This window comes from Microbacterium sp. NPDC080005 (assembly GCF_040702445.1).
In the GTDB taxonomy this organism is placed as follows: Bacteria; Actinomycetota; Actinomycetes; order Actinomycetales; family Microbacteriaceae; genus Microbacterium; species Microbacterium oleivorans_D.
This window is the reverse complement of sequence record NZ_JBFBLD010000002.1, coordinates 1,075,543-1,090,620: the sequence shown is the minus strand read 5'-3', so window position 1 is coordinate 1,090,620 and position 15,078 is coordinate 1,075,543. Positions and strand designations below refer to the sequence as shown.

Annotated in this window: 17 protein-coding genes; 7 read left to right on the top strand and 10 right to left on the bottom strand. The window is 70.1% G+C overall.

Going from position 1 to position 15,078, the window contains the following annotated elements; genetic code table 11:
* Positions 1-4: 4 nt before the first annotated feature.
* Positions 5-1,405, top strand: coding sequence for an MFS transporter (locus AB0259_RS12090; protein ID WP_366222783.1), 1,401 nt, complete (start codon positions 5-7; stop codon positions 1,403-1,405).
* A 230-nt stretch (positions 1,406-1,635) separates the two neighbouring features.
* Here the strand turns inward: AB0259_RS12090 and AB0259_RS12085 are convergent, their stop codons facing one another.
* Positions 1,636-2,841, bottom strand: coding sequence for an MFS transporter (locus AB0259_RS12085; RefSeq protein ID WP_366222781.1), 1,206 nt, complete (start codon positions 2,839-2,841; stop codon positions 1,636-1,638).
* A gap of 56 nt (positions 2,842-2,897) precedes the next feature.
* Between AB0259_RS12085 and AB0259_RS12080 the strand changes: the two genes are divergently transcribed.
* The 3 genes from AB0259_RS12080 to AB0259_RS12070 all read left to right on the top strand — a co-directional run bounded on the left by AB0259_RS12080 (position 2,898) and on the right by AB0259_RS12070 (position 3,603).
* A complete protein-coding gene (locus AB0259_RS12080) occupies positions 2,898-3,011 on the top strand; it encodes a MerR family DNA-binding transcriptional regulator (RefSeq protein WP_366222779.1) in 114 nt (37 codons plus the stop codon).
* Between the two features lie 29 nt (positions 3,012-3,040).
* Positions 3,041-3,271 carry a hypothetical protein gene (locus tag AB0259_RS12075; RefSeq protein WP_366222778.1) on the top strand — a complete coding sequence of 77 codons (231 nt, stop codon included), beginning with the start codon at positions 3,041-3,043 and terminating at the stop codon, positions 3,269-3,271.
* 62 nt (positions 3,272-3,333) lie between these two features.
* Positions 3,334-3,603, top strand: coding sequence for a hypothetical protein (locus AB0259_RS12070; protein ID WP_251581505.1), 270 nt, complete (start codon positions 3,334-3,336; stop codon positions 3,601-3,603).
* A 17-nt stretch (positions 3,604-3,620) separates the two neighbouring features.
* On the opposite strand, the gene menC is transcribed toward AB0259_RS12070, so the two are convergent.
* Genes menC through AB0259_RS12055 form a run of 3 tightly spaced genes read right to left on the bottom strand, consistent with a single transcriptional unit; the run spans position 3,621 to position 6,369 of the window.
* Positions 3,621-4,754 (bottom strand): o-succinylbenzoate synthase, encoded by a 1,134-nt coding sequence (gene menC / locus AB0259_RS12065; RefSeq protein WP_366222775.1) that lies wholly within the window; start codon positions 4,752-4,754, stop codon positions 3,621-3,623.
* Positions 4,755-4,758: 4 nt separating this feature from the next.
* Entirely contained in the window at positions 4,759-5,460 is a 702-nt protein-coding gene (locus AB0259_RS12060) for a GNAT family N-acetyltransferase (RefSeq protein ID WP_366222774.1), read from the bottom strand.
* An 18-nt stretch (positions 5,461-5,478) separates the two neighbouring features.
* Entirely contained in the window at positions 5,479-6,369 is an 891-nt protein-coding gene (locus AB0259_RS12055) for a WcbI family polysaccharide biosynthesis putative acetyltransferase (RefSeq protein ID WP_366222773.1), read from the bottom strand.
* A 115-nt stretch (positions 6,370-6,484) separates the two neighbouring features.
* On the opposite strand from AB0259_RS12055, the gene purU reads away from it, so the two are divergent.
* Positions 6,485-7,363 carry a formyltetrahydrofolate deformylase gene (purU, locus tag AB0259_RS12050; protein WP_251581484.1) on the top strand — a complete coding sequence of 293 codons (879 nt, stop codon included), beginning with the start codon at positions 6,485-6,487 and terminating at the stop codon, positions 7,361-7,363.
* 8 nt (positions 7,364-7,371) lie between these two features.
* Here purU and AB0259_RS12045 read toward each other — a convergent pair whose 3' ends face one another.
* Positions 7,372-8,151, bottom strand: a complete 780-nt coding sequence (locus AB0259_RS12045; RefSeq protein WP_366222772.1) for an SDR family NAD(P)-dependent oxidoreductase — start codon at positions 8,149-8,151, stop codon at positions 7,372-7,374.
* 81 nt (positions 8,152-8,232) lie between these two features.
* Between AB0259_RS12045 and AB0259_RS12040 the strand changes: the two genes are divergently transcribed.
* On the top strand, positions 8,233-8,715 hold the full coding sequence (locus tag AB0259_RS12040) for a MarR family transcriptional regulator (protein WP_366222770.1): 483 nt from the start codon (positions 8,233-8,235) through the stop codon (positions 8,713-8,715).
* A 138-nt stretch (positions 8,716-8,853) separates the two neighbouring features.
* Here the strand turns inward: AB0259_RS12040 and AB0259_RS12035 are convergent, their stop codons facing one another.
* Positions 8,854-9,438 (bottom strand): dihydrofolate reductase family protein, encoded by a 585-nt coding sequence (locus AB0259_RS12035; protein WP_366222768.1) that lies wholly within the window; start codon positions 9,436-9,438, stop codon positions 8,854-8,856.
* Positions 9,439-9,539: 101 nt separating this feature from the next.
* Here AB0259_RS12035 and AB0259_RS12030 point away from each other — a divergent pair, with 101 nt between their 5' ends.
* A complete protein-coding gene (locus AB0259_RS12030) occupies positions 9,540-9,911 on the top strand; it encodes a hypothetical protein (RefSeq protein WP_366222766.1) in 372 nt (123 codons plus the stop codon).
* Between the two features lie 29 nt (positions 9,912-9,940).
* Here AB0259_RS12030 and AB0259_RS12025 read toward each other — a convergent pair whose 3' ends face one another.
* From AB0259_RS12025 to AB0259_RS12010, 4 genes are all read right to left on the bottom strand, one after another.
* Positions 9,941-10,411, bottom strand: coding sequence for a MarR family transcriptional regulator (locus AB0259_RS12025; RefSeq protein WP_366222764.1), 471 nt, complete (start codon positions 10,409-10,411; stop codon positions 9,941-9,943).
* Positions 10,412-10,667: 256 nt separating this feature from the next.
* Positions 10,668-11,183 carry a 2'-5' RNA ligase family protein gene (locus tag AB0259_RS12020; RefSeq protein ID WP_366222762.1) on the bottom strand — a complete coding sequence of 172 codons (516 nt, stop codon included), beginning with the start codon at positions 11,181-11,183 and terminating at the stop codon, positions 10,668-10,670.
* A gap of 5 nt (positions 11,184-11,188) precedes the next feature.
* Entirely contained in the window at positions 11,189-13,171 is a 1,983-nt protein-coding gene (locus AB0259_RS12015) for a M13-type metalloendopeptidase (RefSeq protein ID WP_366222760.1), read from the bottom strand.
* A 34-nt stretch (positions 13,172-13,205) separates the two neighbouring features.
* Positions 13,206-14,996, bottom strand: coding sequence for a lipase family protein (locus AB0259_RS12010; RefSeq protein WP_366222758.1), 1,791 nt, complete (start codon positions 14,994-14,996; stop codon positions 13,206-13,208).
* Between the last annotated feature and the right edge of the window lie 82 nt (positions 14,997-15,078).

Genomic DNA, 15,078 nt, shown 5'->3' with positions numbered 1-15,078 from the left:
CCGGATGCCACGACAGGGCGGGATCGTCGCCGTCTTGGCGATCGCGGGGCTCGCGTCGTCGTTCATGTTCACCCTCGTGGTGCCGATCCAGTCGAAGCTGCCCGAGCTGCTGAACGCGAGTCGCGAGGACACCGCCTGGGTCGTGACGGCGACGCTGCTCGCGGCAGCCGTCTTCACCCCGATCGCGGGGCGGCTGGGCGACATGTACGGCAAACGCCGCATCGTCCTCGTGCTCCTGGGGCTGCTGATCGTCGGGTCGGTGATCGCGGCACTGTCGCCGGGGATCGGCGGCGTCATCGTCGGCCGTGCGCTTCAGGGAGCCGTGACGGGTGTCGTGCCGCTCGGGATCTCGATCATGCGCGATGTCCTTCACGAGGACCGGGTGGATGCCGCGATCGCCCTCATGTCGGCGACCCTGGGTGTCGGCGGCGCGGTCGGCATGCCGGTCAGCGCCATCATCACCGAGACGAGCGACTGGCACGTCCTGTTCTGGATGGCGGCAGGACTCGGCGCCGTCGTGTTCATCCTCGTCGTCCTCGTCGTGCCGCCGAGCGTGCTGCGCACGGCGGGCCGCTTCGACTTCGCCGGTGCTGCCGGGCTCGCGGTCGGTCTCACCGGGGTGCTGCTCGCCGTGTCACGCGGCAACGAATGGGGCTGGACCTCGCCCGCGACCCTCGCTCTCGGGCTCGGGGGGCTCGTCGTGCTGCTGCTGTGGGGCTGGTTCGAACTCCGCATCCGCGAACCGCTCCTCGACCTGCGGGTCGCAGCCCGGCCGGCCGTCCTGCTCACGAACCTCGCCTCGGTGGCGATGGGCTTCTCGCTGTTCGGCTCGAACGTGTCGTATCCGCAGATGCTCGAGCTGCCGACATCCGTCGGCGGGTTCGGACTCACCCTCTTCCAGGCCAGCCTCATCGTCATGCCCGCGGGGCTCGTGATGATGGTGCTCTCACCGTTCTCGGGGCGCCTCGCTCGCACGATCGGCCCGCGCGTGCTGCTGATCATGGGCGCGAGCGCCCTCATCGTCGCGTACGGCTACTCGTTGCTGTGGGCGTCGGAGGTGTGGCACATCCTCGTCGCCAACCTCCTCATCGGCGTGGGGATCGGCTTCGGCTACGCGGGGATGCCGATGCTCATCATGCGCTCGGTGCCGCAGAGCGAGACCGGCGCCTCGAACGGGCTCAACGCGCTGTTCCGCTCGCTCGGCACCTCGATCGCCGCGGCGGTCGTCGGCGCGGTGCTCGCCGGGCTGTCGACGATGCAGGGCGGCGTCGCGGTGCCGACGCCTGCGGCGTTCCAGGTCTCGTTCGCCCTCGGCCTCGGGGCCGCCGTCATCGCACTCGGCGTCGCCCTGTTCATCCCGCAGCGCCGCGACCCGCACGAGGCGCACCCGTCGCTGCCGCGCTGACGCCGGGGGTTGAGCGGGGCGTCACGCGATGCGACGGATGCCGGGCGCCGCGCCGCGGCATCCGCTTGCACGACGGTGTGTCGCGGCTGATCCATCGCATCGGCTGACGCAGCCACCCCGGCGCGTCGGGCGTCACGCGATGCAACGGATGCCGGGCGCCGCGCCGCGGCATCCGTTCCCACGACGGTGTGTCGCGGCGGATCCATCGCATCCGCTGACGCGGGCGGGGCTCAGGGGCGGCGGCGGCCGGTGAGGAGGGCGGCGATGACGAGCGCGAGGGCGATGAGGACGGCGCCGGCCGAGAGAGTGGTGGCGCCGGCCGGGTGCGCGGCGCCGCCGACGAGGTCGCCGAGCCACGGGCCCGCGGCGATGCCGACGTTGAAGGTGACGACCGTCCCTGCGCTGGCGAGCGTGCGGGTGCGATCTGTCGCGATGCGCATGAGCATGGACTGCTGCAGCGGGAAGTAGGCGCCGATCGTGAGGCCCCACACCACGAGGGCGACGTACATGAGCGGGGTGTCGGCCGCGAAGCTCAGGATGCCGAAGGCCACCACCAGGCTCGCGAGGGCGACGACGAGCGAACCGCGCGGCCACCGGTCGGCGAGCGGCCCGGCTGCGACGACACCGACGAGCCCCGCCGCCCCGTAGCCGAACAGGAGCACCGGGACCTGAGCCTCGGGGGCGCCGGCCGACACCTCGAGCAGGGGACGCACGTAGGTGAACGTCGCGAACTGCGCGAGCGCGAAGACCAGTGCCGCCGCTGCGAAGAGCGCGATCGGCACGAGCGAGGCATCCGTCCCCGCGGGACGCTCGGCCCGCGGCAGGGCGGGCTCGGGAGTGCGGCGCGGCAGCCGGACCGCGATCGCGGCGGCGAGCGCGAAGGCGACGATCGCGAGCACGCCGAACGACCAGCGCCACGAGAGCAGCTGCGCGATGAGGGCGCCGGCCGGCAGGCCCGCGAGGGTGGCGACGGTTCCGCCGGCGGTCACGAGGGCGAGTCCACGTCCGAGGTGCGACGGGGCGAGGAGCGAGGTCGCATAGACGATGACGATCGCCCAGAAGAGGCCGTGGGCGACGCCGGCGGCGACGCGGGTCGCGACGGCGACCTCATACGTCGGCGCGAGTGCGGTCGACGCGTTCGCGACCGCGAAGGCGGCGAGTGCACCGGCGGCCACGAGGCGCCGGTCGAACCGTGCGGTGAGTCGGGCGAGCGGGATGCTCGTGACGATGACCGTCAGCGCCCACACCGAGATGAGCAAGCCCACGCCGAGCGGGTCGGTCTGCAGACCCTCGACCATCTCGGGCAGGAGACCTGCGGGCAGCGACTCGGCCGTGACGGTCACGAAGACGGCGAGGCTGAGCAGCAGCAGCGCTCCGAGCGGGAACCGCGGCGCGGAGGTCGCCGTGGTGGGGACGGAAGCGGTGGACGTGCTCATGCCTCGAGCGTAGAGTCTCACATCAATGTGAAGGTCAAGCGGGGATCGGGGACACGATGAAGATCGGCGAGGTGACGGCGCGCACCGGCATCCCTCAGCGCATGCTCCGGTACTACGAGGAGCAGGGGCTGCTCACCTCGGCGCGCGCCGGCAACGGCTACCGCGAGTAGACGACGACGCCGTCGAGCGGGCCCAGCGGGTGCGCGGTCTGATCCAGGCGGGACTGTCCACCCGCATGGTCAAGGTCGTGCTCGACCTCGAGGCGGACTGCCGGGCGACGCAGCCGCCGTCGTGCACGCGAGCCCTGGCCGAGGAGCTCGCCGCGGAGCTGCAGGCGCTCGACGATCGGCTCGCCTGCCTCACCAAGAGCCGCGACGCGGTCGCGATGTATCTCGGCAGGTCCCCCCACGCCGATCTGCTGGCGCACTAGCACGTCGCACGGTTCCGGACAGCCCCATCGCGGCATCGCGCTCGCCCCGCGAGGATGGTCGCATGACCTATGCCACCGAACGCCGCTCGAACCCGACCGCCTGGGCCGCCTTCTGGGTCGGTCTGCTCGGTCTCATCCTCATGCCGATCCCGCTGTTCATCGGCCTCTTCCTCGGCGGCGGGCTCTCCATCGTCGCCGCTGTCCTCGTCGTGATCGCGCTCCTGAAGGGACTCGCGCGAAGCGGAAAGGGCATCGCCCCCGTCGTCTTCGCCGGCATCTTCGTCCTGCTCACGTGGGGCGGCATCTCCGTCGGCGGCGGCATCGTCTGGTGACGCCGGCCTGAGCGCGCTCAGCGCCGCAGCGTCTCGCGCGCGACCGTGAACCGCTCGAGCGCCGCCTCGTCGACCTCGACTCCGAGCCCCGGGCCGGTCGGGACGCGGACGTGCCCGTCTTCGAGGACCGCGGGCTCGGTCACGATGTCGTCCCGGTAGAACCGAGCGGATGCCGAGACGTCGCCTGGCAGGGTGAACGCGGGGTGCGCGGCGAGCGCCGCGTTGGCCGCGCGCCCGATACCGGTCTCGAGCATGCCGCCGCACCACACCGGGATCCCCGCCGCCTCGCACAGGTCGGCGATGCGGAGCGCCTCGAGGTAGCCGCCGACCCGACCGGCCTTCACGTTGATGACCGTCGTGGCACCGAGGGCGAGCGCGTCGCGGGCGGCCTTCGCCGACGTGATCGACTCGTCGAGGCAGATCGGGGTCTTCAGGTGCTGGGCGAGCGCGGCGTGGTCGACGATGTCGTCCTCCTGCAGCGGCTGCTCGATGAGCAGGAGGCCGAAGCGGTCGAGCTGCGCGAGCGTGTCCGCATCGGCGAGCGTGTAGGCGGAGTTCGCGTCGACCTGCAGGGGGATGTCGGGGAAGGCGGAACGCACGGCATCCGTCTCAGCGATGTCGCGACCGGGCTTGATCTTGATCTTGATGCGCACGTAGCCCTCGTCGAGGTAGCCGCGGACGGTCTCGACCAGCGCCGTCGGGTCGGGTTGGATGCCGACGCTCACCCCCGATGGGATCGTGGCCGCCGCCGCACCGAGGTACGAGGCGAACGATCGCCCCTCGGCTCGGAGTGCCGCGTCGACGACGGCGAGCTCGAGACCCGCCTTCGCCATCCGGTGACCGACGAAGGGCTCGAGCGTCGGGGCCACATCCTCGGGAGCGAGGTCGCGGCGGCCGAGCAGAGCCGGCCCGAGCCATCGAGTGGCGACATCCCACGCACCGTGCGTGTACTCGCTCGAGTAGAGGGGCGCGTTCTGGGTGACGATCTCACCCCAGCCTTCCCCCGTCTCGGTGCGCGCGCGGACGAGGATGACCTCGCGCACGGTCTCGGTGCCGAAAGATGTCGTGAACGGTGAGACGAGCGGGAGGTGCAGCACCCGCAGCTCCATCTCGTCGAGGCGGACGGATGCGGCGGGCTGAGCGGGCGGCATGGGCTCAGGGTACGCGGGGGACGAACAGGTAGCCCTCGCCAGTGCGGAAGCCGCCGACCACGAGCCCCGCGTCGAGCTGCGCCCGGAACGCATCCCGCACCTCGTGACGTGCCCGGGCCGCGGCATCCGGATCGGTCCGACGCAGGGTCTCGATGTCGGTCGGGATCGCGACGGTCCCGACGACGTCCCCGGGTGCCGGCGTCGGCACGGGGGAGGCGAGGTGCCAGGCGACATGGAGCCGGTCGCTCTCGTCGCCGCTGTTGATCGCGTCGCCCATGTCGCCGTAGTGGTCGACGAGGTAGTCGGTGACCCGGGCGCCGAGGACCGCGAGGTTGAAGTGGGCGTTGCGCGCGATGAGCGGGTCGAAGGTCCAGGTGATCGTGCCGACATCGCGGCCGAAGGCCCACTCCCGCTGATGCGCCTTCAGCGCCCGCCCGATGCCTTGCGCCTGTGCGTCAGGGAGGACACCCGTGACGTGCGAGTGCATGCTGCGGGATGCCGGAGGCCCGAAGAACGCGGCCGACGCGGCGACCATACGGCCACCGTCGTACACCCCGACGACGTAGTTGCCGGAGTGCTCCAGCGCGCGCAGCAGGTTCGGCGGCATCCCCCCGTCGGGCGAACCCCAGACCGCCTCGAACACGCCGCTGGCGGCGACCATCTCGTCGATCGTGTGCAGTTCGCGGATGTCGAGCGCGTCGGTCATGCCGCCACGCTACGCCCGTCAGCGGCGCCAGCGCTCGAGCGTGGGCCGCAGCCGCTCGAGGGCGCCGCGCACGAACTGCGGATGCCGGCGGTACCACTCCAGGTGCGCCTCGCGGACCTCGGCAGGTGCGACCCGACGCCCGTCGACGGTCCAGTCGGAGTCGGGTTCGGCGCCCAGGTCCCACGCGTCGATCACCCAGTCCTCGCGAGGCGCGTGGACGGAGTTCAAGAGGGGACGACCCGGATCGGTCGCCTCGCCGGAACGGCCGAGGGCGCGCAGGATCCGGTCGCCGAGGGCGAGGAGAACTGTGTTGCCGGGGTGGTTGACGGTGCGCACCAGATCGAACTCCGGGTCGGCGAACACGTCCGAGATCGCGACGTCGAGCGACGCCTCGCGACGCCGGAGCTCGGCGAGCGACGCGTCGGCCTCCGCGTGCACCGCGTCACGGTCGAGTTGTGAGCGCACCGGCGCACCGGCGGCCTCGGCGAGCGTGCGGACGTCGTGATACGCGACGATCGGCGGCGTCTCCTCCACCCCCGGGACGTGCAGCGCCGCCTGGAACGGGTACAGCCCGGTGAACCGGACGATCGGGAAGGTGACCGCTCGACTCGACCGCGGGAGGGATGCCGCCAGCTGGCGGGTCCCGAGCGGGAGGCCGTGGTAGTCGTCCTTCACCGGCTGCGCGATGAGCATCGATGCTCCGGAGAGGAGGTCGTGCAGGCGGCGGGTCGCCGCCGCATCCAGCAGGTACACGGGAGGGACGCGCACGAGAGGCACCTCATCCGAGTCGAGGACGAGTCGGACCGACTCGGCTTGGCAGTTTCCGACGACGACGCCATACCCCTCTCGCGGCTCACCCCAGAACTCCGCGTGGTGGGCGTCATGCGGGTCGAGCTCGTGTTCTGCCATTCCGCGAGCCTTTCAACCGGCATCCGTCCTCGCCACGACTTGCGCCGGCCCGCGAACGAGGTATGCGCTCGTGCCGCGGTCCGCGGCATCCGTCGTCACAGGGCAGAATCGAGGGATGACGTCGCCCGCCCCGCAGCTCCACGCCGACCACGCCTGCCTCATCGTGCACGGCAAGGACACTCCGGGGATCATCGCCGCCGTCTCGGCGATGATCACACGGATCGACGGGAACATCGTGCAGTTCGACCAGTACTCCGACGACCCCCGCGGCGGCGCGTACTTCCAGCGCGTCGTGTTCCACCGACCCGGCTTCGGTGCGCAGCGCCCCGCGATCGAGGCGGAGATCGCCGAGACCCTCGCCCCCTTCGAGCTGGAGTGGTCGCTGACGGACCAGTCGGTGCCCAAACGCATGGCGATCCTGTCGTCGAAGCAGGACCACTGCCTGCTCGACCTGCTGTGGCGCAACCGTCGCGGCGAGCTGCCCACCAGCATCCCGATGGTCATCTCGAACCACACATCGTCGGCGGAGGACGTCCGTTCGTTCGGGGTGCCTTTCTTCCACGTGCCGTCGACGCCCGGCCCCGACAAGTCGGCGTCCGAGGCGAAGATCCTCGAGCTGCTGAAGGGCAACGTCGACTTCGTCGTCCTGGCGCGGTACATGCAGATCCTCTCGCCCGAGTTCCTCGAGGAGCTCGCGGTGCCGGTCATCAACATCCACCATTCGTTCCTCCCGGCCTTCATCGGCGCCGAGCCGTACCGCAAGGCGAAGGAGCGCGGCGTGAAGCTCATCGGTGCAACGAGCCATTACGTCACCGGCGACCTCGACGAGGGTCCGATCATCGAGCAGGACACGATCCGCGTCACCCACGCCGACACGACTGCCGAGCTCGTCCGCCGCGGCGCCGACGTGGAGCGTCAGGTGCTCTCTCGCGCGGTGCGCTGGCACGCCGAGGACCGCGTCATCCGGCACGGGAACCACACGATCGTCTTCTGAGGCGGGCGTCAGAGCATCCCGGTCAGCACCCCGCCGTCGGCGCGGAGAGCCGCGCCGTTGATCGCCGAGGCGCGAGGGCTCGCGAGGAAGGCCACGAGCGCCGCGATCTCCTCCGGGCGGATGAAGCGCTCCAGCAGCGTGGTCCTGTTCTGACCGATGACGGATGCCGCGACGGCATCCGCCGGCACGCCCTGGGCGGCCGCGATCGACTCGACGACCGACGCGACGCCGTCCGAGTAGGTCGGGCCGCCGAGCACCGTGTTGACCGTGACCTCGGTCCCGCGCGTGAGCTTGGCGAGACCGTTGCCGAGGGCGATCGTTGCGGCCTTCGAGACGCCGTACGGGATCATGTCGGCGGGGACGTTCACGCCGGACTCGCTCGCGATGAACATGATGCGGCCCCACCGTCGCTCGCGCATCCCGGCCAGGACGCGCCGCGAAAGCCGGGCACCCGCCATGAGGTTCACGTCGAGGTATCGCTGCCACTCGGCGTCATCCGTGCCGGCGAACTCGTTCAGACCGAACGCGCCGGCGTTGTGGACGAGGATGTCGATCTCGGGGAGGTCGGCGAACGCCCCCGGGTCGGTGACGTCACCGGGGGCGACGTCGATGTCGGCCCCGAGGACGAGTGCGCGCAGTCGGTCGGCTGCTGCGTGCGTCCGGGCGGCATCGCGACCGTTGAGGAGAACGGCCGCGCCCTCGGCGGCGAGGGCATGGGCAATGGCGAAACCGATGCCCTGGGTCGAACCGGTGACGAACGCGCGCTTTCCGCGGAGTTGGAGGTCCATGGTGAAGGCCTTTCACTTGACTGAGCAAGTGACGGTATCTCGGATGACTTGACTGAGCAAGTCATGACTTATGATCGGAGCGTGCCCGAGCGCGATGATTTCTCTTCCGACGACCTCGAGACCTGGTCGTCGCTGGCGACGCTCTTGGAGTGGCTCCCTGCTGCACTCGACGCCCAGTTGCAGCGGGATGCCGGGCTCACGCACTTCGAGTACGGCATCCTCTTCGCGCTCTCCCGCGCCGACGACGGCCGCCTGCGGATGAGCACGCTCGCCGGTTACGCGCACAGCTCACTGTCGCGCCTGTCCCGCGCGGCGACCCGCCTCGAATCGCGCGGATATCTGCGCCGTGAGATGGACCCCGCGGACGGTCGCTACACCCTCGCGATCCTCACCGCAGCCGGCGCCGAGGCGCGGCGTGCGGCGGGTCCCGGTCACGTCGACCTGGTCCACCGGATCGTGCTCGACCGGCTCACCCCCGCGCAGCAGAAGCAGCTGCGGTCGATCACCGCGCGCGTGCTGACGGGGCTGGGCGATGAGCCGGGCTGGAACCCGGTGAAGGCCTGACCGCGAGCGCAGGCTGTTCCGGGAACGCGATGCGACCTCCTCGCGGCGCGGAAGCGGCGCGACACGTTCCCGGAGCGGCCGGTCAGGCGACGGGCTGCTGCAGCTCGACGATCCAGCGCGCGTCGGGTCCGTCGACCGTCAACGAACGTCGGGTGCGGGATGGGGTGTGACCTCGTACTCGGTGGTGACCCAGTTGGATCCGGCGTGAAGACCCACCTGGTGGACGACGGCCTGATCGAGGTCGCGAGGGGTCGGACCGCGACCGTCCCCGATGAGGCTCGGGATCTGGCGAAGTCGCAGCACGTCGACGAGCCCCGCGTGGAAAAGCGCGTCCGTGAGCTGCAGACTGCCCCACACCAGTACGTTTCCGTCGACATCGGCCCGTAGTCGAGTGAGAGTGGCCACGGGGTCCCCCGGCTCGACGGTCGCTTCGCGATGCGGACCCCACGGGGCGACGTCGATCGTGTTGCTCACGACATGCTTGGGAAGGAAGTTGATCAGTGTTGCAACGGGTTCGTCGGCCGGGTCGACCGTCGGCCAGTAGCCAGCGAACATCTCGTACGTCTTCCGCCCGAGGACGATCGCGCCGGTCTGCTCGAGGAGCCGGATCTGGTCGGAATCGGTGCTGTCGATCGGAGCGGCGCTCATGAACTTCATCCCGCCTTCCGCGTCCTGCACGAATCCGTCGGCGGTGATGATCTGCTCCACCATGATGCGTCCCATGGAGAGACCATAAGCGCGTTCCGCTTTCGCATACTGAGCCATTCATAATCAGTACGGGCGCACGCGCCTTCACTGGGGTCAGCACGAGAAAGACAAGGCGCATGGTCTTCCACAGCAAGGAAACGCTCGAACACTGGGTAGCGGAGTTCATCGACGCGCGAAGCGGCGGTGAAGAGATCCGTGTCGCCGTCCAGGACGGCTCCGGCGGGGAGGACACCGGCCTCGTCCTCATTCCGCTGATGGCTGCACCGAACTCCGTGTGGATCGAACCTCGCGCCGTCGGCGAGGAGCTGAGCTGGCACGTCTTCATCGAACCCGCCGAGCAGACGCTCGAACTGACGAGCTTCGAACTCAATGGCCTCACACACGAGCTGCAGATCGCCGCGGAACTGTGCGCCTACCTTCAAGAGAGGTCGCTGGGACACTACGAACCCGAGGCCACACCCGAATCCTCGGCCTCCGCCACGGACTGACGCAGACCGCCGTCATGAAACGGCGCGGCTCACGCAGCGATGCCGTCGACGGTCTTCGTCACCGCAATCAGGAACGTCTCCACCTGGCGCAGCTCCGACGGGGTGAACCCGCTAGCGGCGGCTTCCATCAGCGTGTCCGCGTCCCCGAGCACCCCGCGCAATTCCTCCTCAGCGAGAGTCGTCGCGACGATCGCGACCGCACGGCGATCCCCCTCGACCGTCCGACGCTTCACACGGCCGGCACTCTCCAACTTGTCGATCATCGTCGTCACAGCCGCCGAAGAAATGGCCAGATGACGAAGCAGGTCCTGCGGGCGAGCCGCGCGATCGGGCTGACGAAGCAGGAAACGCATCGCGGCGAGCTCGTTCTCACTCACCGACAGCAACCGCCTCGCACGAGCCTGCATGTCCCGCTCCGCGACACGGTACTTCTGCAACAGATCAAGGACTCGCCGAACCTCGTCGCCGGCAACCCGGCCGGACCGATTGCTGCTGTCCATGCTGCTCCACTCGCGTCGCGGGAAGAATGTAACCACCCCGCCGGCGCGAACGGTGAGGCCTTGCCAACCAGCGAAACGGTGTTGTACTCACCGGTCGTGACGATCGGCGCGGAAACCCCTGTATCGAGGAGCCCGCGCCGATGCCATACCGCTGTAGTGCCCTCCTCGAGCCCTGGCTGACCGAGTTCGTCACCGTCGGCGCCCTCGATCGACACGATGCGATGCGACCGGAGATCGTGCTCAGTCCGATCCGGGATCAGCCCCCGAACACCCCCAGCTCGGTGACGGTCGCGGATGCCGCATCCCACCGCCGCAGCCCCCGCGCCGTCCCGGTGATCGGCTCACCGAGTAGCGGCAGCGCCTGCTCCAGGTCCGAGACCTTGAGCCGACGCGCGAGGGTGACGTGCGGCATCCATTCGCCCGGCGCGGTGTACGGAGCGTCCTCACCGGGGCCGGCGGCCTCGTGCACGGCGGCGTGCAGCGCGAGCAGGTCCGGCGACGGTACGACCGATCGTGCGAGCACCCGCCGCTCCCCCGCGCCGAAGAGCACCACGGCACCGAGCGTCATCGGGAACGCCGCAGGCAGCGGCACCGAGGCCAGCGTCACGGCCTCCCGCACCAGCAGCGTCACGTGCGGCGCGTTCGACGGCGAGGTGTGCGCGGCGAGGCTCGACAGCCCGGCGTCGGCGAGCGCCTGCCACTCCGTGCGCACGGCGCGCTCGGTCGCGGCATCGAACTCCAGCTCGATGCTGACGACCGGCGCGCCGCGCATGACGGTCACCAGATGGTGACGCGCTTGTCCTCGTCGAGCCAGAGCTCGTCCGACGGGGTCACGTCGAACGCGGCGTAGAACTCGTCGATGTTGCGGACGATCTGGTTGCAGCGGAACTCGTTCGGCGAGTGCGGGTCGATCGTCAGCAGACGGATCGTCTCGGCATCCCGCCCCTTCTGCTGCCAGATCTGGCCCCAGCTCAGCAGCAGACGCTGGATGCCGGTGAGCCCGTCGATGACGGGACCGTCGGCGTCCGTCGATCCGGTGGCCTGCAGGTGCAGCCGGTACGCCTTGATCGCGATGCCGAGACCGCCGAGGTCGCCGATGTTCTCGCCGATCGTCAGCGCCCCGTTGACCGTGTGATCGGACGACAGCCCCTGCGGTACAAGCGCGTTGTACTGCTCGATGAGCGTCTTGGTGCGCTCCGTGAAGGACGCGCGGTCCTCGTCCGTCCACCAGTCGTTGAGCGCACCGGTGCCGTCGAAGGCGCTCCCCTGGTCGTCGAAGCCGTGACCGATCTCGTGGCCGATGACCGCACCGATGCCGCCGTAGTTCGCGGCCGGATCGCGCTCCATGTCGAAGAACGGGTGCTGCAGGATCGCGGCGGGGAAGACGATCTCGTTCATCAGCGGGTTGTAGTACGCGTTGACCGTCTGCGGCGTCATGAACCACTCGTCACGGTCGATGGGAGCGCCGAGCTTCGCCAGCTGCTGGTCGTGCTGCCACGCGTTCGAGCGGCGCACGTTGCCGATGAGGTCGGATGCCTCGATCTCGAGATCCGAGTAGTCCTTCCACTTCACCGGGTAGCCCACCTTCGGCGTGAACGCCTCGAGCTTCTCGAGCGCGCGCTCGCGCGTGGCGGGCGTCATCCACTCGAGCGACGAGATCGACTGCCGGTACGCCTCGATGAGGTTGTCGACGAGGACGTCCATCTCCTCCTTCGCGCGCGGCGGGAAGTGACGCTCGACGTAGACCTTGCCCACCGCCTCGCCGAGGGCGGCCTCGACGAGCGAGACACCGCGCTTCCAGCGTTCGCGGTTGACGGGCACACCGGTCATCTCGGTGCCGTAGAACGCGAAGTTCGCGTCGACGAACGCCTGCGACAGGAACGGCGCCGACGCGCGGATGACCTGCAGGCGCAGCCACGCCTTCCAGTCCTCGAGCCGGTCCTCGACCAGCAGGGTGCCGAGTCCTTCGAAGAAGCTCGGCTGGTTGACGTCGACCTCGTCGATGACGCCCGCCTTGCCGGGGGCGACGGCGTCGCGCCAGGGCGCCAGGTCGACGCCGGTGAGCTGCACCGCGGCATCCCAGCTCATCAGGTTGTAGGTCGCGACGGCGTCACGGCTGCGGACGTTGTCCCAGTGGTGCGAGGCGATCTCGGTCTCGAGAGCGAGCACGCGGTCCGCCTGCGCCTCGGCGTCGGCGACACCGGCGAGACCGAAGACCGTCGCGACGTACGCGCGGAAGGCCGCACGGGTCTTCTCGAAGTTGTCGAGGCGGTAGTAGCTCTCGTCGGGCAGCGAGAGGCCGCCCTGCACGAGGAAGAGGACGTACCGCTGCGGGTTGCCGGGGTCCGGCTCGATGTAGGTGCTGAACACGCCGGCGACGCCCTCGCGCTCCAGGGTTCCGGAGGTCTGCAGCAGGCTCGGGATGCCGGTGACCTGGTCGACGTACGTCAGCTGCGGAGCGATCGCCTCGGCGCCCTTCGCCTCGATCGCGGCGGTGTCCATGAAGCTCGCGTACAGGTCGCCGATCTTGCGGGTCTCGGTGCCGGGCTCGGCATCCGTCGACTCCTCGATGATCGTCTTGACGTCCTTCTCGGCCTGCTCGGCGATGAGGTGGAACGACCCCCAGCGCGCCTTGTCCTCGGGGATCTCGGTGCGCTCCAGCCACGCGCCGTTGACGTGGCGGAACAGGTCGTCCTGAGGCCGGATGTCGGCGCTCAGCTCATCGAGCTGGATGCCGGAGGGAAGCGTGTTCTCGGTCATGCGTCCACCCTATGGGCGCACTCCGACCACCGTCTCATTCCCGGGTGGTCGAGCATTCCTCGGGTGCCGGCTCACCCGCGAAGCGCGCGGCCGTCCAGTCGATGAGCTCCTCGAGGAGCGGCGACGGACGCTCGACGACCGCCGCGTGCTCATACCCGTCGTAGATCCGGTAGTCGACGATCTGACCGGCCATGCACATCCTCTCGACGTACGCCGTCTGCGTCGTCACCGGGATGACGCTGTCGGCCCCGCCGTGTGCGACGAGCAGCGGCGCGTTCTGCCGCAGCGGCGCCGCGTTGGCCCGCAGATGGATGCCGAGGGGACCGGTGGCCGGCGGCGTCGAGAAAAGACGGGGGTCGCCGCTCATCCCGAGCGCCGCCGCGACGGACACGACGATCGCCGGGTCGGACAGACACCGCTCGGACATCTGTCGCAGCACGGTGTCGGCACCGGGTCGGACATAGTCGTCGTACGAGACGTCGTCGTAGATCGACGAGAACGAGGCGAAGGCGTACGACGCGAAGATACTGCCACCGGTCACACTCGAGATGTTCTGGACGAGCGCAGGCGGGTCGCTGGCCGGTGCGAGCGCCGCGACCCCCTGCACGTAGAGCTCGGGCGCGTACTCGCGCGCCATGGCACCGGCCCACAGCGCGGCACCGCCGCCCTGCGAGTGACCCCAGATCACCGTGCGGGTGCCGAGGTCGGCATCCTGCAGCTCGCGGGCGGCGCGCACGGCGTCGAGCGACGCCGTCGCGCTCGGCGGGCCGATGAGATACGGATGCGGCCCCACCGTGCCCAGCCCGATGTAGTCCGTCGCGACGACCGCCCACCCCTGCCGGATGATCGTCGGCAGGTTGTAGAGCGCTCCCGACCAGAGTCCGCGCGGCTGCAGCGAGGGCGCGCAGTGCTCCGAGTACCCCGTCGTGCCGTGGTTCCAGTCGATGATCGGCCACTGGCCGTCGCCCTCCTTCGGCACAGCCACGACACCGCTCGCGACGCGCACCTCGCCGTCGACGCCCGTTGTCGTGTAGAGGATGCGCCACGCCGTCGCCGACACCGGGATGCCGTTGGTGAACGGCTCCGCCCGGATGAGGCGCCCGGGCTCCCCCGGCATGTCTCGGGGCGCGGCGTAGAAGTCGTCGACGACGGTGGACCCCTCGCGGAGAGGCACAGTGACGAGCGCGGTCGTGACGGCGAGCGCCACCGAGACCAGCGCGGTGACCGTCCGTCCCCATCGGCGCAGGCGCTGCGGCTGGTGGCGACGCTCCCGCTCGGTGTCGCGGCGGCGACGCACCCGCGTCCACAGATCGACGACACCGCTCATGATGAGCCGCGCGCCGAAGACGACCGCGACGACGAGCAGTGTGATGTCGGGCCAGAACAGTGCGAGGACGCCGAAGATCACGCCGGACACCGAGAAGGCGGCATCCGCGATACGCGCGTCGATCGAGCGCCCCTTCGCGAACACGGCGATCACCCCGAGCGCACCCGCCACGAGCAGCAGGACGCCGACGAGGGTCGCCACGACGCGCACGGTCAGGCCAGGGGTCAGCAGGACGATGAGCCCGCCGATCAGCCACGCGCCACCGGTCAGCGTCCGCCAGCGGGGACGCGCGGCCTCGGTGTCGCGCCCCGTCAGCTCGATGACCCCCGTGAGGACCATGCCGCCGCCGATCAGCCACGCGAGCACGCCGAGGGCGGTCGTCGGCCGGATGACGATGACCACGCCCAGCACGACGGCCGCCGCGGCGACGACCAGCCGCACCCACTCGGGCAGGCGCGCGTAGAGGCGTCCGAGCGCAAGGCGCTGCAGCAGCCGCATCCGGTCCCTCCTCCGTGCGTCGGGGTGGATCTTCCACGGTAACCGCGGGTGCGAGATGCGTCCGGACGCTCGACAGGGGGCG